We start from the raw sequence: 20,351 nt of genomic DNA on the forward strand, positions 1-20,351 counted from the left end.
GCGAACCCCCACGTCGGGCGGCAACCCACGCCGAGCCAATCAGCACTCGACACGCTGCTCGGTCTGCTCGCCGGAGGAGTCATCCTGCCATGAAGTTGAGCGTTGAACGCCGACGCCAGCGCGCGGACCTGGTCAAACTGAGCGCGTTCCTGGCGCTCGCCGCCGTCGTCACCGTGTGGGTCGCGGCCGTCACGGGCGAGTACCGGCCCGATGACCGCGAGACCTACGCCGCCGTCTTCGACGGCGTCTCCGGTCTGTCCCCCGGCGACGACGTACGCATTGCGGGCGTCGACGTCGGCAAGGTCGAGGAGATGGACGTCCAGGACGACAACACCGTGCGGGTGACGTTCAACGTCCGAGACGACCAAGAGCTGACGACCGCCACACACGCCACGATCCAGTACCGCAACCTGACTGGTGACCGGATCGTCCTGCTCACCCAGGGACGCGACCGCGCGCAGGTCCTCGATGCCGGCGGGACGATCCCTGTTTCACAGACCGCCTCAGCGCTCGACCTCGACAGCCTCCTCAACGGCTTCCGCCCGCTGTTCGCCGGCCTGGGCCCGTCGGCGATCAATGAGCTGGCCGGTCAGGTGGTCCAGGTGCTACAGGGGCAGCAGTCTGCGGTAGCCGCCCTGGTGGACCACGTCGCGTCCGTCACGACGACGATCGGGAGTCGCGAGGAGCTGATCGGGCAGGTGATCCGCAACCTCAACAGCGTCCTAGGCACCGTCGACGAGAACTCCGGCTCCCTGGGCGAGCTGATCGACGGGCTCGACGCGCTCCTGGTCGGCCTCGACAAGCAGGACACCCAGCTGCTGGACGCGGCAGCCGAGATCGACCGATTCGCCCGGGAGACCACGGCGTTGCTCACCGGCGCGCGCGGCGATGCACGGGACGACCTTGCGGCACTCCTCGTGGCCGCCCGTGGACTCAACCGGAAGTCCGCCACCCTCGAGCAGGTTCTCGCGGCGCTGGCCCGCCACTACCCGGCGATGCAGAGCACGGCCTCCTACGGCAACTTCTACAACACCTTCATCTGCGGCATACGCGTCCAGACCGACCTGGGAACGGGGCCGTGGATCCATTCCGACGCGAGGAGATGCCGACGATGAGAAAGGACAATCCCGAGCGGCTCGCGATCCGCGGCATCGTGGGCACCGTGGCGCTGGTGCTGACCGTGCTTGCCGCTCTCAACATCAACAGGCTGCCGCTGATCGGAAACAACGACGTCATCCACGTCCAGTTCGCCGAAGCCGGCGGGCTCAAGGAGGGGGACGCAGTGTTGGTCTCAGGGGCCCAGATGGGCAAGGTTCGCGAGGTCCGCCTTGATGGCGGGCTCGTGGTCGCCGACCTGGTTATCACCGACGGCGACATCGAGATCGGCGATCGCACCGAGGCCCGGATCATCACCGTGACACTACTGGGCCGGGCAGCGGTGGAGCTGGACCCGCGCGGATCGAGTAACCTCGAAGCGGGCGGGACGATCCCGGTCGATCGCACGTCGTCGCCGTACAACCTGACCAGCACGCTCAATCAGCTCACCGAGACGAGCGCGGCCATCGACAAGGACCAGCTCACCGCTGCGCTCGAGGAGACATCCTCCATGCTGCGCGCGAGCAGCCCCGACCTCGGCCCGGCGCTCGACGGGCTCACCGCGCTGTCGTCCGCGGTCTCGGCCAACGACGACGAGCTGCTGTCGCTCGTCGACCGTGCCGACCGGGTCACCGCGGTGCTTGCCAGCCGCGACGATCAGATCGCGTCGCTCCTGGGCGCCGGACGATCGCTGCTCTCGGAGGTGGAGGATCGCCAAGACGTCGTCGTCGGGCTCCTGCACAGCGCCCGGGCGCTGTCGTCCCAGCTGCGACTGTTCATCCGAGACACCGACGACGTGATCGGCCCGGCGCTGGACGAGCTTGACCGGTTGGTCGACGTGCTCAACGACAACAAGGCGAACCTGCAGGCCACGATCACCGGGCTGCGCGGCTACACCACCGCCGTCGGCGAGGCGCTGGCCAGCGGCCCCTGGTTCGACATCTACATGCAGAACCTCACGGCTCCAACCACCCTGGCCCCGATCTTTTCGGGGGTGACGCAATGAGCGGGCTGCTGCGGGTGCGGATGTCACGTCGCGGACTCGTCGGGCTGCTGGTCGCCGTGGTGCTCGTCGCCGGCGCTTGGACGTGGCTCGGCGACGACCAGGTCACGATCCGCGCCCACTTCCCCAGCACTGAGGGTCTCAATGTCGATGACGACGTGAAGGTGCTGGGTGTCAGCGTCGGGAGAGTCACGAAGATCGAGAACGACGGCGACGGCGTCGTGGTGACGCTGGAGGTCGCCGCGGATCAGCCGGTCCCGGCCGGCGCTCGCGCCGCCATCGTCTCGCCCAGCCTGGTGAGCGGGCGGTTCGTCCAGCTCGCGCCGGTCTGGACGGGCGGTGACCGGCTCGAGGACGGCGCGACGATCGACGAAGAGCGCACCGCCGTACCGGTGACCTTCGACGACGTGAAGCAGCAGCTGACCGACCTCGCGACCACGCTCGGCCCGGAGAAGGGGGACAAGGGCGGCACCCTCGCCACGACGATCGTCGCGCTTGAGCAGAGCTTGCGGGACGGCAATTCGGGTCGTCTCCGCACCACAATCATCGACCTGCGCGACGCTGCGTCAGCGCTCTCTGATGGTCGCTCCGACCTGTTCAGCACCATCGAGAACCTCGACAGCTTCACTCGCAACCTCGCGCTCCACGACGGTGCGGTCCGAGGCTTCACCGAGGAGCTCGACGCGGTCAGCACGGTGCTGGCAGCCAACCGAAGGACGATCCGAGGTGCGGTGCGGGACCTCGCCGACGTGCTCAGCTTGACCGAGCGCTACCTGAAGGAGCACCGAGGCCGCATCACCGGGACGATCCGCGACCTCAACCTGCTGATGGCCGCGCTTGCCGACCGGTCCAACGAGCTCGCGGGGGTCTTCCACCTGGCGCCGCACGCGCTCATCGGTCTGCACAACACGATCGAGGACCAGGCGATCGTGGTGCGAGCCAGCGGCAGCGGCTACGACACCGCCGCCCAGCTGCTCTGTGGCGCGCTACTCGGCACCGGCGGGACTAGTCAGCAGTGCCGTGACGCGCTGGGCCCGCTGTTCGATCTCCTGGGTCTGACGCCGGGGGAGGTGCGATGAGCGTCCGGCGCGACCGAGTCCTGAGCCGGCTGGCAGCCGGGTGCGTCGTCGGCGCACTGACCAGCTCCGGGTGTGCGATCCAGCCCAACGACCACACGTTGCCGGGACAAACCGCGGTCGGTGACGACGGCTACACCGTCACCGTCCGCTTCGACCAAATCGAGAACCTCGTCCCGAACTCCACGGTGCTGAAGGACAACGTCGTCATCGGAACCGTGGCCTCGATCGACACGGCGGATTGGGAAGCAGTGGTCGAGCTCCGCTTGCTGCACGACACGCCCCTGTCGAAGGACGCAGTGTTCTCCATCGGCCAGAAGACCCTTCTCGGTGCTCAGTATGTCGAGGTCGTCGTACCGCCGAAGCCGAGCGAATCAAAGCTCGCCGACGGTGATGTCGTGCCGGTCGAGCAGACGGGGACCTACCCGGCAACCGAACAGGTGCTCGGCGCCGTGGCGCTCTTGCTCAACAACGGAGGACTCTCGCAGATCAGCACGATCACGGGGGAGCTGTCGACGGCGTTCAAGGGTCGCGTGCCCGACACCAGGGGGCTGATCCGGCACGCGAAGGAACTCCTGGCGGTGCTTGACAGCAACCGCGACGAGATCGTCTCCGCGCTCGAGGCGCTGGACTCGCTGAGCGCCGGCCTGCGCAATGATCAGGATCTGCTGTTCGACGCGATCGACCGGATCAATCCCGGCCTTCGGGTACTCGAGGAGGAACGCGAGCGGCTGGTCAACGCTGTCACAGACACGAGTCGCACGAGCAACCGCGCGGTTCGGGTGGTGCAGGCCAGCGAGCCGGCACTGCTCGCCAACCTCGACGCGTTGGGTCCGATCCTCACCAACCTCGGCCGGGTCAGCGAGTCACTGCCCGAGGCGCTGAAGATGGGCCTCACCATCCCGTGGCCGGCGATGACCACCCGCGACGCGATCAGGGGTGACTACTTTAACCAGTTCACCACCCTCGACCTGCGTGACTCGACCCTGGCGGACACATGGCTCGGCGGACTGCCGCCTGCCCTGCAAGCCGGCGACCCGATCGAGGATCCACTGACCCTGACCGAGGACGATGACGACCCGGGAGGCGGCCTCGGGGACGACCTCGACGACCTGCTCCTGCCGGGCCCCGATCGCGACCGCGACAACGCTGACCCGAGCGGTTGCCTCCTCTCAGCGCTAGGACTCTGCTGATGGTGCTCACACCCCTGATCAGGTGGCAGCTGCGGATCTTCGGCGTCATCTCCGTTGTCGCGCTCGGTCTCACCTTCTTCGTCTACGCGAAGGTCCCGTCGATGGTCGGCATCGGCGTCTACGACGTGCACGTCGACTTCGCTGACGCGAGTGGGCTCTACCCGAGGGCCCAGGTCACGTTCCACGGCGTCAAGGTCGGCAGAGTCGTCGAACTCGAGGTCAGCGACGGTGGCGCCGTAGCCACCCTCCGCATCGAGGATGGTGCCAAGATCCCGTTGGGCGCGACGGCCGAGCTGCACAGCACCTCGGCAATCGGTGAGCAGTACGTCGACCTGGTGACCGATGATGCCGACGGCCCCTACCTGGAGCACGGAGCGGAGATTCCGCGCGAACGGGCGATCGAGATGCCTCAGATCACTCCGGTTCTGGACTCCCTCAACCGATTGTTGGCATCGGTGCCGCGTGCGCCTACGCGCCGGGTGCTGCGCCAGGTGGGGGACGGGCTCGGCGGGAGGTCTGACGACCTCGGTGGAATCATTGATTCATCCGGACAACTCCTCACCGACGCGCAGGCAAACATCGAGGCGACGACATCACTGATTGCCGCCCTCCAGCCGGTGCTCTCGACACAGGAGGATCTCGGGACAAGCACGCAGGGCTACGCAAGGGCGTTGAACGACCTGACCGCGACCCTTGCCGCGCAGAACACCGCCGATTTGCGGGCCCTGCTCAGGACCGGACCCGGCGGCCTCGACGCGCTGACCCGCACGGTGGGCGACCTACAGCCGGCGTTGCCGATGTTCCTCGCCAACGCGACCACCAACGCCGCGGTTCTCAACGCGTACCTGCCGGGTCTTCGCCAGCTGCTCGTGGTCTATCCAGCGACGATTGCCCGTCTTCAAGGTGTGGCGAACGCCCGAGCCGAGTTCGGCGACGCTCGCTTCGACCTCCGCGCCTCGTTCGACGACCCCCCGAGCTGCCAGTCCGGCTACCTGCCGCCCGGCCAGCGCCGCAGCCCGAGCGACACGACCCATCGGCACGTGAATCCCCTGGCCCACTGCAGGATTCCGGCGAACGACCCGATCGCCGCCCGCGGTGCCCGCAACCTGCCATGTCCCAACTCCGCGCAGCGTGGCCCGCTGCCAGAATCGTGCGGCCTGACCTTCCGCCGCGGGATCTGGCCGGACACGGGAGGCACGGTCGCCTACGACCTCGCCGTCGGCCGGACCGACCGGACCGACGAGCTCGACCTCGAGAACGAGAGGGGTGAGGACCTGTGGAAGATCCTGGTGCTCGCACCGCTGTCGGTGCGATGAGGAAGCAGGTCGCCGCCCTCCGGGCGCGCGTCCCCTGGCGGGCGGGCGCGGTGGCGCTGGTCGTCGTCGCCGCGCTGGCCGTCGGCGGTGAGCGCGCGCTCGCCTGGCAGGACGAGCACGCGCGCGCAACCGACGAGAAGGACGCTGCCGCAGCCGCCGCTGCAGAGGTCGAGGGCCTGATCGACATCAGCGGCTCCACGTCCGAGGACGACGTGGCGAAGCTGCTCGACGGGGCCACCGCGGGCTTTCGGTCCGAGCTCGAGGCGCAGGCCGACCGGTTGCGGAGGACGCTCTCCAAGAACAAGGTGGCGGCGACCGGGAAGGTCGTCTCGACCGGCGTGGTGAAGCTCGAGGGCGGGCGCGCGACGGTGATCGTCGCCGCGGTCGGCACGGTCAAGAACAAGCAGACCGCGGAGGCGGAGCCGCGGAACTACCGGCTGCGCGTGGACCTTCAGCGGGACGATGACCGCTGGCTGGTCTCAGGTTTGGAGTTCGTGGCATGACCAGGTCCCGAATGCTCGCTCCCGGTGCAGTGCTGGTTGCCGTGATCCTCGGCGTCTTCGCCGGCGTGCAGGCCCACCTCGCCGCGTCGACGGCCGACGCTCGCGCCGACGCGCTCGACGCCGCCAAGACCCGGGTCCCGGTCCTGCTGAGCTACGACAAGACGACCCTCGACGAGGACCTCGACCGCGCGCGGGCACAGACGACAGGCTCGTTCGCCGACGACTACGAGAAGATCCTCACCGAGGTGGTCGAGCCCACCGCCAAGCGGCGCGGCATCAGCACGAAGGCCACGGTCAGCGCCGCAGGCGTCGTCTCCGGCGACCGGGACGAGGCCGTGGTACTCCTGTTCCTGACGCAGAACACCACCGCGAAGGGCAACCGTTCGTCGGTGTCCGGCAGCCGCGTCGAAGTCACCTTGAAGCGCACCGGTGACGACTGGAAGATCGCTGGACTGAAGCCGGTCTGAACCTCGATGCAACGATTGAGGCCGAGCCGGGACCCTTCGGATCCAGGCTCGGCCGCGGGCGCAGGTCAGCCGTAGACGGGCTTGCGCTTGGCGAGGAAGGCGCCGACGCCCTCGAGGCCGTCGGGCGTGACGATGGCCTGGGCGATGGTCGACGCCTCGTGGTCCAGCTGGTCCTCGAAGGCGCGGTCCTGGGACTGCGCCATCAGTTGCTTCGTCTTGGCGAACGCACTGGCGGAGCCGTCGCGCAGGAGCGAGACCACGGAGTCGACCGCCGCGTCGAGCTCGGTCGCCGGGACGGCGCGGCTCACGAGACCCCACTGCGCTGCCTCGGCGCCGGTGATGACCCGGTTGGTGAGCGCGAGGTCCATCGCACGCACCCACGTCAGCCGGTTCGGGACCACCCAGGTCAGGCCACAGTCCGGCGTGAGCCCCGAGGTGGTGTAAGCCATCACCAGCTTCGCCTCATCGGCGGCGATGACGATGTCCCCGACTAGGGCTATGCCGAGGCCGCCGCCGGCGGCAGTGCCGTGGATGACTGAGACGACCGGAACGTCGAGTGCGCGGAGGGTGGCGAGGCCGGCGTGCAGGCCGTCGGCGGTGGCCTTGATCTGCGCCCCTCGGTCGTCGGCGTCGGCGAAGTAGCCGAGGTCCCCACCCACGCTGAACACTCGGCCCTGAGCACTGACGACCACGACCCGCGCATCGCCGCTGGCGGCGTCCTTGGCGGCGCGGTCCGCTGCCGTGCGCAGTGCTGCGCCCATCGGCTCGTCGAGGCCGTTGTAGGCGCCGCTGTGCACCAACTCGATGCGAGCGACGCGGTCGCCGACCTCGTAGGTGATTCGGTCAAGGATGGTGTCGGGCATGTCTCTCCTCGGTGTATAGATTGGGTCGGTCCTGCGAACAGTCAGGTCTCGGCTACGGCGACGACTGGGACCGACGCCGGTGTGGAGGATCTCGCCGCACGTGGCAGCGCGAAGGCGGCGGCGGACGTCAGGACGCCGCAGACCAGCAGCATCAGCCACACTCGCTGGAAGTGCTCGACCGAGTCGAACCGGGTCGAGCTGCCGAGGAGAGCGACGGTCAGGGCGATCCCGAAGGTGGCGCCGAACTGGCGGATCGACTGGTTGACCGCCGCCCCCGCCCCGAACTGGTCGGCCGGCAAGCCGTTGACTGCGGCGCTGGTCAGGTGGGGAGCCACGAGTGAGATGCCCAGTCCGGACAGGAGGGAGGCCGGTAGGAGATGGGTGGCCCAGGCGGGCTCCGCGTCGAGCGAGACCAGCAGGTAGCCGCCCGCCGTCCCGTAGACCAGCCCACCTGGCACCAGAAGGGCGCGCTGCCCGAAGCGCGCGGCCACCCGACCCATCTGCGGGCCCAGCACCAGGACGACGAGAGGCGCCGGCATCATCGCGAGGCCGGCGCGGACGACGTCGTAGTTCCAGACGCCGGTCAAGAACTGGATCAACGCGAAGAACCCGGCGGTGAACCCGATCGTGAAGGCGGCGGTGGCGATATTCGCCCAGCGGAACGCCGGGCGCGCGAAGAGCGACAGGTCAAGAGCCGGCCGCGGTACCTGGAGAGTGCGACAGACGAACCAGAGGAGCACCCCGACGCCGCTGACGAGGACGGCGACCGTGGGGACAGAGCCCCACCCCCATCGTTCGCTCTGGACGATGCCGAGGGCCAGGAGCGTGAGCGCGCTGCCGAGCAGGAGGATCCCCAGCAGATCCGGGAAGCCGTCACGCGTCGTCTCGCGTGACTCCGGCAGCACGCGCAGTGAGAGCGCGAACGCCACCATCCCCACGGGGACGTTGGCGAGGAAGACCGCGCGCCAGTCCCAGGTCTGCATCAGCAAGGCGCCTGCGGTGGGGCCGATGGCCGCAGCGAGTGCACCGAATGCCCCCCAGGAGGCCACGGCGACCGGCACCCGCGCCGGCGGGAACGCCGAGAGCACCAACGCCAGCGACGACGGCATCAGTGCCGCGGCGCCCAGCGCCTGAAGGACTCGAAAGGCGACGAGCAGCCCCGCGCTGGGAGCGAAGGCGCACAGCGCCGACGCCGCCGTGAAGGCGACCAGCCCGACGAGGAAGGTCCGCCGGCGACCGAAGCGATCCGCCATCCGACCGGCCGGCACGAGGGTCGCGGCCAGCGCAATCGTGTACGCCGACAGCGTCCAGGACATCGTCGCGAGCGAGGCCGAGGGGAAGCTCCGGCGGATGTCGTCGAACGCGACGAAGAGCACCTGGGTGTCCAGCAGCACCATGAACGACGCCGAGCCCGCGATCGCGAGCACCGCCCAAGGGCGCACGTCGCGGGCGGGTGGGGACATGGGAAGACGGTAAGCCCGCCGGTATAAAAACTCAATCACTTGATGTGGATAATCAACCACCCTACGGTTGTGACATGTCCAACAGGAGCTACCAGCAGTACTGCGCGATCGCCGCGGCGCTCGACCGGATCGGTGACCGCTGGACCCTGCTGATCCTGCGAGAGCTCTGGGTCGGGGACTCCCGATTCACCGACCTGCGCAGGACCTTGCCGGGCATCGCGCCAAACCTGCTGGCCGAGCGACTGCGCCAACTGGAGCACGACGGACTCGTCGAGCAGCGTGAGCTGCCCGCCCCGGCGGCTCGGACGGTTTACGCGCTGACGGACGACGGCCTCCGTGTCGCACCGGTGCTCAGGGCCGTGGGAAGGTTCGGGCTTCCGTTCCTCGGCGACCCGGTCGAGGGTCGGGTGCAGCCGCGGATGGCGGTCCACGCCGTCCTCGGCGCGCTCTTCGACCCTCTGGCCGCAGCGGGCCGGGACCTCCTCGTTCGGTTCGACCTCGATGGCGAAGAGCTGTGGCTCAAGGTCCGGGCCGGCGAGCTCGTCCCGGCGGAGAGCGGCCACGCGGACCTGACATTCGTGGGGAGCGCGGCAGTGCTCGTCGACGTGGCCAGGGGAGGTCTCGAGCTCGCGGCGGCCGCGCCCCGGCTGCGTGTGCAGGGTGGGTCGAGGGCCAAGCGGGCATTCGCCGAGATGTTCCCGTTCGGTGCAACTAATTGCATTTAGCACTCTGGCTTAGGTACGTTTGCGCAACTAGTTGCAAAATGGCCGGCGCGGCCGGCTGAGAGCCTCGGAGGAGAACCCGTGTCGCACTACCCCCGACTGTTCGCGCCGCTCGACCTCGGGTTCACTGCCTTGCCCAACCGAGTGGTGATGGGCTCGATGCACCTCGGCCTCGAGGAAGCCCCAGGCGGGTTCGAGCGCATGGCGGCCTTCTACGCGGAGCGCGCGCGGGGCGGCGTCGGGTTGATCGTGACCGGAGGCATCGCCCCGAACGCCGACGGACGGCACGCCCCTGAGGGTGCCACGATGACCTCGCTGGAGGATGTCGCCGACCACCGGCTCGTGACCCGAGCCGTGCACGACGAGGGCGGCAGGATCGTGCTGCAGATTCTGCACTTCGGCCGGTACGCCGACCATCCGGACCTCGTGGCCCCGAGCGCGGTTCAGGCGCCGATCAATCGACACGTCCCGCGAGCGCTCACCTCCGCCGAGGTCGAGCAGACGATCGAGGACTTCGTCACCGCCGCGGAACTGGGGCGCGTCGCCGGTTACGACGGCGTCGAGATCATGGGCTCGGAGGGATACCTGATCAACACCTTCCTCGCCGCTCGCACCAACCACCGCACCGACGAGTGGGGCGGCGACGTTGAGCGGCGGCAGCGCTTCGCCGTCGAGATCATGAGGCGGACTCGTGAGCGTGTGGGCGACGACTTCATCGTGAGCTTCCGGTTGTCGCTGCTCGACCTCGTCGAGGGCGGGTCGACGACCGAGGACAACCTGCGGCTCGCCAAGGAGCTCGAGGCCGCCGGCGCGACGATGATCAACACCGGTATCGGCTGGCATGAGTCGAGAGTGCCGACAATCGCGACCTCCGTGCCGCGCGCTGCCTTCGCCGGGGTGACGGCGCGGTTGAAGCAGAGCGTCGGGATCCCCGTGGTGGCCAGCAACCGGATCAACACCCCGGACGTCGCCGAGCAGCTGCTGGCCGACAGCGTCGGTGACCTGATCTCCATGGCTCGGCCGTTCCTCGCCGACCCGGACTTCCTCGCCAAGGCGCGGGACGGTCGAGCCGACCGCATCAACTCGTGCATCGGCTGCAACCAGGCCTGCATCGACCACACCTTGGGCGGGCAGATCACCTCGTGTCTGGTGAACCCGCGCGCGTGCCACGAGACACTGCTCCAGCTCTCCCCGGTACGCCGGCGGAAACGGATCGGCGTTATCGGCGCTGGACCTGCGGGCATGGGATTCGCGCTCGCGGCCGCCCAGCGCGGGCACCAGGTCGAGCTGTTCGACGCCGCTGGCACCTTGGGCGGCCAGTTCGACCTGGCGCGACGGATCCCGGGCAAGGAGGAGTTCGCGGAGACGTTGCGCTACTTCAGGACCGAGCTGGACGCGCACGGCGTGGACGTCAAGTTGGGACAGCGGGTGGCGGCCGACGACATCGCGGCCGCGGCGTACGACGAAGTGGTGGTCGCAACGGGCATCACGCCGCGGGCTCTTGGCCTCGAGGGCGCAGACCATCCCACGGTGGTCAGCTACCTCGACGTGCTCCAGGGGCGGTGTGTGCCGGGCCGCACCGTCGCGATCATCGGAGCGGGCGGCATCGGGTTCGACGTCGCTGAGTTCATCACCCAGCAGGGGCCGACGACCAGCCAGGACGTCGCCTCGTTCAACCGCCGCTGGGGCATCCACCCCGACTACGACGGTGATGGAGGCCTGGCTGAGCCCACCCCCGAGCCGGCTGCGCGCAAGGTCTACCTGCTGCAGCGGAAGAAGGCCAAGGTGGGCGCAGGGCTCGGGCTCACCACCGGATGGATCCACCGGGCTGAGCTCGCCAGTAGAGGAGTGCAGATGATCGCCGACGTCCGCTACCTCAAGGTGGACGACGACGGCCTGCACGTGGAGATCGCTGGTGAGCCGTCGACGCTCGCTGTCGACACCATCGTGGTCTGTGCCGGCCAGGAGCCGAGCCGGGGTGTCTACGACGCTCTGGTCGAGAAGGGGCTCGAGCCGCACCTCATCGGAGGGGCCCGGGTCGCCGCCGAGCTTGACGCGAAGCGGGCGATCCGCCACGGAGTGGAACTGGCAGCATCGTTGTAGCCATGAGCTCCTACCACCACGGCGACCTGCGCGACGCGCTCCTCGACGCCGCGGTGGAGCTTGCCCGGAAGGGAGGCTCCGTCGCCGTCGGCATCCGCGAGCTCGCGCCTCGCGCGGGAGTCTCCCCGACCGCTGCCTGCCGGCACTTCGCTGACCGCGACGACGTCCTGCGGGCGGTCGCGCGGGTGGGCATCGCCGAGCTCGAAGCTTCTATGCTCCGGAGGCTGAGAAGAGTGCGAGGTGCCGACCCGGCCGACCGCGCGAGGCGCCGGTCACGGGCACTCGGCCAAGCATACGACGAGTTCGCGCTCGCAGAGCCGGGGCTGTTCGCCGTGGCCTTCGACGAGGTCACCTTCGCCGACTGCACCGCGCCGTACCAGCACCTGAGCGACGCGCTCGACGGATGCGTCGAGAGCGGCTTCGTCGACCGCGACAAGCGCGGCGGAGCTGAGCTGATCTGCTGGACGGGCGTGCACGGGTTCTCGATGCTTCACAGCACCGGTCCGCTGCGCGACATGCCGCATCGTGACCGAGGCGCCGATCTCGCCCGGATACTCGATCGGATCGAGGACTCCTTGCGCCGGGCGTAGCGCCAACGTCGCTATGCCTGGGACGAGTCTGCGACCCAGACCGCGAGCTGGGTCCGAGAGGTGAAGCCGAGCTTCGTGAGAATGTGCTCGACGTGACTCTCCACAGTCCGCCGGGAGATCACCAGCTTGTTGGCGATCGCCTCGTTCGTCAGGCCGGTCGCCACCAGCTCGGCGACCTGCTGCTCCCGCTTGGTGAGCCGGGCCGGGCCGCTGGGTGCAGCTCGCCTGACCGACCTGCTTGGCGCGGGCCTCTCGTCCAAGGCGAACGCGATCGCGGTGAAGGAGTCCATCCCGGCGCCGGTGGTCTGCGCAGCGCTGAAAGCCTCGTGCCCGAGCGAGTCCCGAAGGGCCTCCTCACACCTCTGCCGCATCGGCGTGAGCCCAGGCAGAACCTCGAGCGAGGTGGCCATGAAGTCCCACAGCCGGTCGGCTGCGCCCAGCAGGGTGGCCGCTCTCGCAGGGCTCTCCTCGGCATGCATCCAGGCGCAGGCCTCGAGGCACAGTGCCAGGCCGAGCCGGTCGTCCATGCGCCGCTTGAGCTCGAGGCTCTCCCTCTCCAGGGCGACGGCCCGGACGAGATCACCGCCGGCCCAGACGACCAGGCCGAGGTTCCACAGCGAGAACGACCGGCACCACGACTCGCCGGCGGACTCGCAGATGTCCAGGCTCGCCTGGTGGGATGCGGCCGCCCTGGGCAGGTCCCCGGCGAAGCCGTATGCCATACCCATCAGCGTGTGCGTCTCGGCGATGTCGCGCAGGTTCCCCCCCTGTTCGAGGACTGCGAGCGCTCGCGCGAGAGCAGCAATGCACTCCTCCAGGTCTCCTGAGAACATGTGATGCCATCCCGCCGCCTGGTCGGCGAGCCAGGTGGCCGGTGGGCCGAGGCGGTCGGCGAGCTCGTCCGCCTCGGCCATGAACGCCGCGCTCACCGCCCTGTCGCCCTGCAGGGCGGCCAGCACGCAGGCAGCGCGCAGGCCCCGTAGTCGTTCCGCGTCCGCCTCGGGTACGAGGGAGAGCAGTCGCTTCAACCAGTGACGGACCTCCGTGAAGGCGCCGTAGGCCATGGCGTACTTGCGCAGCCGGGCGGCGAGCTCCAGGCCCGTCGGAGCAGCCCCGGGCTTGGTGCAGGCGAACTCGAGCGCGACCCGGAAGTTCGCCTCCTCGCGCCGGAGTCGCCGCATCCAGTCGATCTGTCGGGGGCTCATCCAGTCCTCGTCGATGCGGTCGAGGAGGTTGGTGTAGAAGGAGAGCACCGCGCGCCGGGTCGTGGAGACCGCGCCTGCCGACACCAGCTGTCCGATGCCGTGCTGCCGCAGCACCTCGTGCATCCGGAACTGGGTGCGTCCGTCGGTCAGCTCGATGCTGAGGATCGACTTGTCCACCAGTGCCTGCGCGAGGTCGGCCGTTCGCTGCGGAGTCGCAGCGGGGTCGGCCTCGGACTCGACGGAATGGATGGCATCGATCTCGGCCCCTCCGGCGAAGATCGACAGTCGGTCCCACATGCCGCGCTCGGCAGGCGAGCACTGTTGGTAGCTCCACTCGATGCAGGCCGCCATGGTGCGGTGCCGCTCAGGAGCGTTCCTGTTGCCGAGGTCGAGCAGCTCCCAGTGCTCGCGGAGCCGTTCCAGCAGCTCGTCCGGCGACATCGCCCGCATCCTGATCGCCGCGAGCTCCAGAGCAAGCGGGATCCCCTCGAGATGCCGGCAGATCTCCAGGACCGCCGACCGGTTCTCGGCGGTCACCTCGAAACCCGGGACCACCTGGCGGACCCGCTGGACGAAGAGGCGCACGGCCTCGTAGTCGTGGACGGCGACCAGCTCGGTGGCCGAGTCGGGGACCGAGAGCGGCGCGACCGGATGCACCACCTCACCCGCGATCCGCAGCGACTCCCTGCTCGTGGCCAGGATGCGGAGGCGCGGACACGTCCGCAGCAGTGCGTCGACGACCGTCGCGCAACCGTCGATGAGGTGCTCGCAGTTGTCCAGGACGAGCAGGATCTCGCGAGTGCTCAGGTGGTCCGTGAGCCGGACGAGCCCGAACTCACTCGACCGGTCGTGGATGCCCAGCGCCGATGCAACGACCTCGGGGATCAGCTCGGCGTCCGACAGCTCCGCGAGGGGGATGAACCAGACCCCGTCTCGCATGCTCCGACGGAGATCGTTGGCCACGCGCAGGGCGAGTCGCGTCTTGCCCACACCGCCGAGACCGGTCAGCGTGACCAGCCGGGACCCCGACATGCGCGCCCTCACCTCGGCACGCTCCAGCCGACGGCCCAGGAACTCGGTCAGCTCCGCGGGAAGACTCGCGCGGAGCTCCGGGGCAGGTGCCGGCGCGCTCACTCCCTCAGAGTATGCCTCCACCTCGAGTCGAGACGGACGTTTGCCGAGGACCTGTTCGTCAGCCTCATCCACACCCTCGACAGGGTGAGGTAGCCGGCGACCGGTGGCGCGGCCAGCCAGAAGTCACGCATCGCCCCGCGGCCCGCGTTCTGCAGCGCGACATCGGCAAACCCTGCCATGCCCATGAGCGCCCGGACCGTCTGGCCCACGGCGCCTCGCGACGGGGTTCGTCCCGAGTGGACGGCCCGCACTGCGTCCTCGAGCGCCCCGAGTCGGTTCGACCAATGCGCGCGGAACACGATGGTCCCGGTCGCGTCGATGACGTACGCCGAGCTGGGCCGGGTGCCGAAGGCGCGGTGCACGATGCCGTCGAGCTGGTCGACCGCGACCTGGAACTCGAAGCCGTGGTGCTGCCTGAGCGCGCGGGCGTGACGCATCTTCGACTCGGCGTACTGCGGTTGTTGGACGTCGGCCCCGGGATGTGCCTCTCGGACGTTCACCGCGACGAAGTCCACGGCGTCGCCGTACCTCCGGTGGAGATCGACCAGGCCAGGACCCGCGGCCTCTGTGATCGGGCAGGTGAGCGAACCGAAGACGAGGACCAGCGGGCGACCGCGGGCGGCGATGTCGGCGCTACGGAACCGTCCGCCATCTGTCGTCGGCAGGTCGAACCAGGGGACCTTGTCCCCCGGGCCGGGATGGTCCGCCGGGATCCGCAGGTCCTGGAGCACGATCCGAAAAGTCGGCCGGCCGAAGCGGTAGCGGCGCCCCGCTGCCGCGGAGCGGTCCAGCGGTGGAGCGGTCGTCACGTGAGCCGGCGATCAGGCGAGCCGCTCGATCAGCATGGCCATCCCCTGGCCGCCGCCCACGCACATGGTCTCCAGACCGATGGTCTTGTCATGAGCCTGGAGGTTGTTGATAAGCGTGCCGGTGATGCGGGCCCCGGTCATGCCGAAGGGATGGCCCAGCGCGATCGCGCCGCCGTTGACGTTCAGCTTGTCCTCGTCGAGCTTCAGAGCGTCGGCCGACCCGAGCACCTGCACTGCGAACGCCTCGTTGATCTCGGCCAGGTCGATGTCGCCGAGGCTCATCCGCGCGTGGGCGAGCGCCTGCTTGGTCGCCTCGATCGGACCCAGGCCCATGATCTCCGGAGAGAGCCCCGTCACGCCGGTGGCCAGGATCCGCGCGAGGGGGGTCAGTCCCAGCTCGCGCGCCCGGACGTCGGACATGATCACGAGGGCGGCCGCACCGTCGTTCAGCGGGCAGGAGTTGCCTGCGGTGACCGTGCCCGACTCGCGGAACACCGGTTTGAGCCCGGCGACCGCTTCGTAGGTCGTACCGAACCGGGGGCAGTCGTCGGCCGACACCACGGTCCCGTCAGGGAGCGTCACCGGGGTGATCTCGGACTCGAAGTGGCCCCGCTTTGTGGCCGCCTCGGCCCGGTGCTGGGACCGGACCGCCCACTCGTCCTGTCGCTCGCGGCTGATGCCCGTGAGCGAGGCGACGTTCTCAGCGGTCTCCCCCATGTCGACGTAGACATCCGGGACGAGCCCGTCCTCGCGGGGATCGCTCCACGCGTCGTTGCTCACCTTGCGGGATGACGAGCGCTGGCGTGCGTCGTCGAACAGCGGGTGCTCCGTGCCCGGGAAGTGGTCGGAGCTGCCGCGGACGAAGCTCGAGACCGACTCGACGCCGGCCGAGATGTACGCTGTGCCCTCGCCCGCCTTGATCGCGTGGAACGCCATCCGGGTCGTCTGGAGCGAGGAGGAGCAGTACCGCGTGATCGTCGCTCCGGGGACGTTGTCCATCCCCAGCTGGACGGCGACCCGCCGGCCCATGTTCCAGCCCTGCTCGCCGCCGGGCAGTCCGCAGCCGAGGATGAGGTCGCCGATCTCCTCGCGCTCCAGATCCGGCACGGCGGACAGGACGGACTCGACCGCCTGGGCCGCGAGGTCCTCCGCTCTGACGTCCTTCAGCGAGCCCTTCATCGCTCGGCCGATCGGCGTGCGGGCGTGGGCGACGATCACTGCTTCGGGCATGGGGCTCACTCTCTGTCTCGGGTGCTTCGGGACCGACGGTGGGAAGGGAATGGAGAGGTCCCGGGGCACGGTTCTCGTACACCGTGCCCCGGGTCCTCAGTCAGAGGGCGGCGGGTGCGGGCTCCTCGAGCGGGAGCTGGGTGTCGTAGTGGTAGGGGACGGCCCGGTTCTCCTTGGCCCAGAGCTTCTCCATCTCCGAGAAGGGCGCCGGCGGGGTGATTCCCTGCGTGCGCCACAGATCCATGGGCGTCTCGTCGATGTGAACCTCCCAGTCGTGGCCACGGTCCTTGACGAAGGGCGCGAGGAGCTCCTCGATCGCGGCCATGCAGAGCTTGCGGAACTCGGGGTCGTCCATCCGCCGCGCGATGTGGTCGATGACGACCCTGACGAAGTTGTTCTTGGCCTGCCCTCCGACGTACATGGTGTTGTGCGGCATGTCGTGGAACCGGACAACGACATAGAAGCGCGGCAGGTCCACCCAGTCGACGTACATCTGAGTGATGGCCTCCGAGATCCGCTCCTTGTCCTTGTCGGTGAAGGCGTTCTCGGGGGTGAAGATCTCCCAGTAGGGCATTGCGGTTCTCCTTGTTGGTGGTGGGTCAGTCAGTCTTCGAAGCCGCGCGGACGTAGGCCTCGATGGCTTCGTAGTGTGTGATCGCGCCCCGAGACACAACGCGCTCGGGCTCGGCACCGGCCAGGATTTTCTTGATCGGTGTCTCGAGCTTCTTGCCGGTCAGCGTCCGTGGAACGGCCGGGACCTCAGCGATGAGATCGGGGACGTGCCGTGGCGAGAGCTCGTTGCGGATGACGCCCCTCAGAGCGCTGACGGTGTCTGCGGTCATCTTGAGACCGGGCGCCAGCTGGATGAAGAGCATCAACTCGCCCGGCCCGCCGGCGTGGTCCTCGAGGTGGACGACGAGGCTGTCCTGGACCTCGGGAAGCCCCTCGACGAGGTTGTAGAACTCCGCGGTTCCGAGCCGGACGCCGCCGCGGTTCAGGGTGGCGTCGGAGCGTCCCTGGATCGAGAAGCTGCGTCGCTCGCTCACGGTGACCCAGTCGCCGTGCCTCCAGATCCCCGGGTAGGTGTCGAAGTACGACGCCCGGTAGCGCTCCATGCCTTCGTCGTTCCAGAATGCGACAGGCATGGACGGCATCGGCGACCGGACGACCAGCTCGCCGACCTCGTCGGTCACCTCCTCCCCGGCGTCGTCGAAGGCGGTCACGTCGGCGCCGAGGGCGGGGCCCGAGATCTCGCCCCGGTAGACCGGCAGCCACGGGTTCCCCGACACGAAGTTCGAGCAGATGTCGGTCCCGCCGCTCATGGAGTTCACGTAGACGTCCGCAGGGAGGACGTCGTACAACCAGTCGTAGGCCTCGGGTGGGAGGACCGCCCCTGTCACCGCCATGGTGCGCAGGGCGCTCAGGTCGAGCGCGTAGCCCGGACGCATCGACTCCTTCCGGCAGGCCATCAGGTAGCCGGGGCTGGTGCCGAAGAGGCTCACGCCCTCCTCGGCGACGGTGCGCCACGGATCCTCGAGGTCGGGATGGAGCGGATTGCCGTCGGTGACCACGATGCTGGCGCCCACCATGAGCGAGCTGACCAGGCAGTTCCAGACCGTCCAACCCGTGGTGGTCATCAGCATCACCCGGTCCCCGGCCCGCGTGTCGAGCTGGAGACCGTGGAGCTTCAGGTGCTCGAGCGTGATGCCGCCGTGGCTGTGCACCACGGCCTTGGGCAGTCCGGTCGTGCCGGAGGAGAACAACGTCCACAGCGGGTGGTCGAACGAGACCGGCTCGAACTCCAGGGGCACGTCCGCGCTCTGCGCCGCGAGAAGGTCGCCCCAGTCGTGAGCGTCGTCGACCTCGTGGACGCCGTACGAGAGGCCGACGACGTTCTGGACGGTCGGCAGGGCGGCGCGGATCGTCTCCAGCTCGGAGGTCCGGTCCACCTTCTTGGTGCCGTACGTGTAGCCGGAGACGGCGAGAAGGAGCTTGGGCTCGAGCTGGGACAGCCTGTCGATGACACTGCGGGCGCCGAACTCCGGAGGGCAGCAGGCCCAGGTCGCCCCGAGGGACGACGTCGCGAGCATCGCGACGACGGCCTCGGGGATGTTCGGGAGGTAACCGACGACCCGGTCGCCCTTGCGTACGCCGAGTGACTGGAAGGCCGCCCTCGCACGCCGGACCTGCTCCGCGAGCTCACCGAATGTCAGCTCGACCGGCCCACGGGTCTGCGAACGACCGGTGATGGCGATCTCCTCGGGATCCGCACCGGATCGCAGGACGTTCTCCGCGTAGTTCACGCGGGCGGTGGGGAACCAGTTGGTGCCTGGCATCGTCCGGTCGGACAGGACGCGGTTACCTGGCGAGCCGGCGACGTCGAAGTACTCCCAGAGCGTGGCCCAGAAGTCCTCGAGCTCCGCCACGGACCAGGCCCACATGTCGAGGTAGGTGTCGAAGCGCCGGCCGCGGTCGGCGAGCCATGCGACGTACTTGCCCAGTCCGGTCTCGAGGAGTTCCGCGGGGGTGAACGCCGGGCGCATCACGACGCCCGGCTCCCAGGTGAGCGGGGCCGCGTCGGGGCGGCCGGTGAAGGTCGTCATCGTGGATGGCTCAGGCCGAGAGGTGCCTAAGGAAGTGGTCGCGCGCGGCCGACGCGCACTCCTCGAACCCGGGCCCTCCGTAGGCGTCGAAGTGGCCGCCGTGCAGGACCTTGATCTCCTTCGGCTCGCGAGCCTCCTCGTAGGCGTCCAAGGCGTACTGGAACGGCGCGACGGTGTCCTCGTCGGCGACGAGCATCAGGAGCGGAGTCGGTGAGATCCGGCTGATGTAGCTGCCGGGCTCGTACTCCGAGGCCCACTCAAGGCTGCGCGCGGTCACCTCGTTCTTCCAGTTCGGTGCACGGTCGGCCGCGGTCTTGGAGAACCATTCGTAGGCGTCGGTGGCCGACATCATCGCCGGCTCCGTCGGGTCAGGGGTGATGACCGGAATCCTGGCCGGCTCGCCGCCGGCGAACCGGTTCAGCCGGTCGCCGTGGAACTGCTCACGGAGATGGCCGACGAAGTCGGGCCGGACCGCGCCGGCCAGCTGGCGCGAGCCCGAGATGAACGGCACCTGTGCGACCACGGCCTTCACCCGCTTGTCGATAGCGGCGACGAGGAGGGCGTGACCCCCGGCGAAGCTCGTCCCCCACACGCCGATCTTCGACCCGTCGACCTCGGGCCGGTTGATCGCGTAGGTGATCGCATTGCGGATGTCGCGGTGCTGGAGCACCGGGTCGTTCTCCTGGCGGGGCTGCCCGTCGCTGTCGCCGAAGTTGCGGTGGTCGTAGACGACCACGTTGAGGCCGGCCTCCGCGAAGACCTCCGCGTAGTCGTCGAGGTGCATCTCCTTGACGGCGGTCATCCCGTGGGTCATCACGACGGCCGGGGCCGGGGTGGTCGCGTTCTGGGCCGGGTAGAACCAGCCGCGAAGCGTGATGCCACCCTCGCCCTGGAACTCGATGTTTTCGCGCGTCATGTCATGGCCGCCTTCTGTCGGGGTCTGGGACATGACCAACACTGGTTGGCGTGACGCCGG

At 69.0% G+C, this 20,351-nt stretch carries 18 protein-coding genes; 10 read left to right on the forward strand and 8 right to left on the reverse strand.

Annotated features, from left to right (window positions below; genetic code table 11):
- The first annotated feature begins 89 nt into the window (after positions 1 to 89).
- The 7 genes from E7Z54_RS00235 to E7Z54_RS00265 are packed head-to-tail and all read left to right on the forward strand — an operon-like array spanning position 90 to position 6,653.
- On the forward strand, positions 90 to 1,115 hold the full coding sequence (locus E7Z54_RS00235; RefSeq protein ID WP_136430814.1) for an MCE family protein: 1,026 nt from the start codon (positions 90 to 92) through the stop codon (positions 1,113 to 1,115).
- Positions 1,112 to 2,101 (forward strand): MCE family protein, encoded by a 990-nt coding sequence (locus tag E7Z54_RS00240; protein WP_168798090.1) that lies wholly within the window; start codon positions 1,112 to 1,114, stop codon positions 2,099 to 2,101. The genes E7Z54_RS00235 and E7Z54_RS00240 overlap by 4 nt, the downstream gene beginning before the upstream one ends.
- Positions 2,098 to 3,177, forward strand: coding sequence for an MCE family protein (locus E7Z54_RS00245; protein WP_136430816.1), 1,080 nt, complete (start codon positions 2,098 to 2,100; stop codon positions 3,175 to 3,177). Before E7Z54_RS00240 ends, E7Z54_RS00245 begins: the two co-directional genes overlap by 4 nt.
- Positions 3,174 to 4,367 carry an MCE family protein gene (locus E7Z54_RS00250; RefSeq protein WP_136430817.1) on the forward strand — a complete coding sequence of 398 codons (1,194 nt, stop codon included), beginning with the start codon at positions 3,174 to 3,176 and terminating at the stop codon, positions 4,365 to 4,367. Before E7Z54_RS00245 ends, E7Z54_RS00250 begins: the two co-directional genes overlap by 4 nt.
- Positions 4,367 to 5,683: an MCE family protein gene (locus tag E7Z54_RS00255; protein ID WP_136430818.1), complete on the forward strand. Its 1,317-nt coding sequence runs from the start codon at positions 4,367 to 4,369 to the stop codon at positions 5,681 to 5,683. The genes E7Z54_RS00250 and E7Z54_RS00255 overlap by 1 nt, the downstream gene beginning before the upstream one ends.
- Positions 5,680 to 6,186, forward strand: a complete 507-nt coding sequence (locus tag E7Z54_RS00260; protein WP_136430819.1) for a nuclear transport factor 2 family protein — start codon at positions 5,680 to 5,682, stop codon at positions 6,184 to 6,186. Before E7Z54_RS00255 ends, E7Z54_RS00260 begins: the two co-directional genes overlap by 4 nt.
- On the forward strand, positions 6,183 to 6,653 hold the full coding sequence (locus E7Z54_RS00265; RefSeq protein ID WP_136430820.1) for a h domain protein: 471 nt from the start codon (positions 6,183 to 6,185) through the stop codon (positions 6,651 to 6,653). The genes E7Z54_RS00260 and E7Z54_RS00265 overlap by 4 nt, the downstream gene beginning before the upstream one ends.
- Before the next feature lie 65 nt (positions 6,654 to 6,718).
- Here the strand turns inward: E7Z54_RS00265 and E7Z54_RS00270 are convergent, their stop codons facing one another.
- Together E7Z54_RS00270 and E7Z54_RS00275 are read right to left on the reverse strand one after the other, a co-directional pair.
- The gene (locus E7Z54_RS00270) at positions 6,719 to 7,516 is read right to left on the reverse strand and encodes an enoyl-CoA hydratase/isomerase family protein (protein ID WP_136430821.1); all 798 of its coding nucleotides are present in this window, start codon (positions 7,514 to 7,516) and stop codon (positions 6,719 to 6,721) included.
- 41 nt (positions 7,517 to 7,557) lie between these two features.
- Positions 7,558 to 8,979 (reverse strand): MFS transporter, encoded by a 1,422-nt coding sequence (locus tag E7Z54_RS00275; protein WP_136430822.1) that lies wholly within the window; start codon positions 8,977 to 8,979, stop codon positions 7,558 to 7,560.
- A 74-nt stretch (positions 8,980 to 9,053) separates the two neighbouring features.
- On the opposite strand from E7Z54_RS00275, the gene E7Z54_RS00280 reads away from it, so the two are divergent.
- The 3 genes from E7Z54_RS00280 (at position 9,054) to E7Z54_RS00290 (ending at position 12,394) form a co-directional block, all read left to right on the forward strand.
- Positions 9,054 to 9,704, forward strand: coding sequence for a winged helix-turn-helix transcriptional regulator (locus E7Z54_RS00280; protein WP_136430823.1), 651 nt, complete (start codon positions 9,054 to 9,056; stop codon positions 9,702 to 9,704).
- Positions 9,705 to 9,782: 78 nt separating this feature from the next.
- Positions 9,783 to 11,804 (forward strand): FAD-dependent oxidoreductase, encoded by a 2,022-nt coding sequence (locus E7Z54_RS00285; RefSeq protein ID WP_136430824.1) that lies wholly within the window; start codon positions 9,783 to 9,785, stop codon positions 11,802 to 11,804.
- A gap of 2 nt (positions 11,805 to 11,806) precedes the next feature.
- A complete protein-coding gene (locus tag E7Z54_RS00290; RefSeq protein WP_136430825.1) occupies positions 11,807 to 12,394 on the forward strand; it encodes a TetR/AcrR family transcriptional regulator in 588 nt (195 codons plus the stop codon).
- Positions 12,395 to 12,405: 11 nt separating this feature from the next.
- Here E7Z54_RS00290 and E7Z54_RS00295 read toward each other — a convergent pair whose 3' ends face one another.
- From E7Z54_RS00295 to E7Z54_RS00320, 6 genes are all read right to left on the reverse strand, one after another.
- On the reverse strand, positions 12,406 to 14,733 hold the full coding sequence (locus tag E7Z54_RS00295) for an ATP-binding protein (protein WP_136430826.1): 2,328 nt from the start codon (positions 14,731 to 14,733) through the stop codon (positions 12,406 to 12,408).
- Positions 14,730 to 15,542, reverse strand: a complete 813-nt coding sequence (locus E7Z54_RS00300; RefSeq protein WP_206055926.1) for a redoxin domain-containing protein — start codon at positions 15,540 to 15,542, stop codon at positions 14,730 to 14,732. The genes E7Z54_RS00295 and E7Z54_RS00300 overlap by 4 nt, the downstream gene beginning before the upstream one ends.
- A 12-nt stretch (positions 15,543 to 15,554) precedes the next feature.
- Entirely contained in the window at positions 15,555 to 16,772 is a 1,218-nt protein-coding gene (locus E7Z54_RS00305; RefSeq protein WP_136430827.1) for an acetyl-CoA C-acetyltransferase, read from the reverse strand.
- A gap of 100 nt (positions 16,773 to 16,872) precedes the next feature.
- Entirely contained in the window at positions 16,873 to 17,346 is a 474-nt protein-coding gene (locus tag E7Z54_RS00310) for a tautomerase family protein (RefSeq protein WP_136430828.1), read from the reverse strand.
- Positions 17,347 to 17,371: 25 nt separating this feature from the next.
- Positions 17,372 to 19,375: an acetoacetate--CoA ligase gene (locus tag E7Z54_RS00315; protein WP_136430829.1), complete on the reverse strand. Its 2,004-nt coding sequence runs from the start codon at positions 19,373 to 19,375 to the stop codon at positions 17,372 to 17,374.
- Positions 19,376 to 19,385: 10 nt separating this feature from the next.
- Complete coding sequence (locus E7Z54_RS00320; protein WP_136430830.1) at positions 19,386 to 20,291, reverse strand: alpha/beta hydrolase; 906 nt, start codon at positions 20,289 to 20,291, stop codon at positions 19,386 to 19,388.
- Positions 20,292 to 20,351: the final 60 nt, after the last annotated feature.

It is taken from the genome of Nocardioides sp., assembly GCF_004803405.1.
GTDB lineage: Bacteria > Actinomycetota > Actinomycetes > Propionibacteriales > Nocardioidaceae > Nocardioides > Nocardioides vastitatis.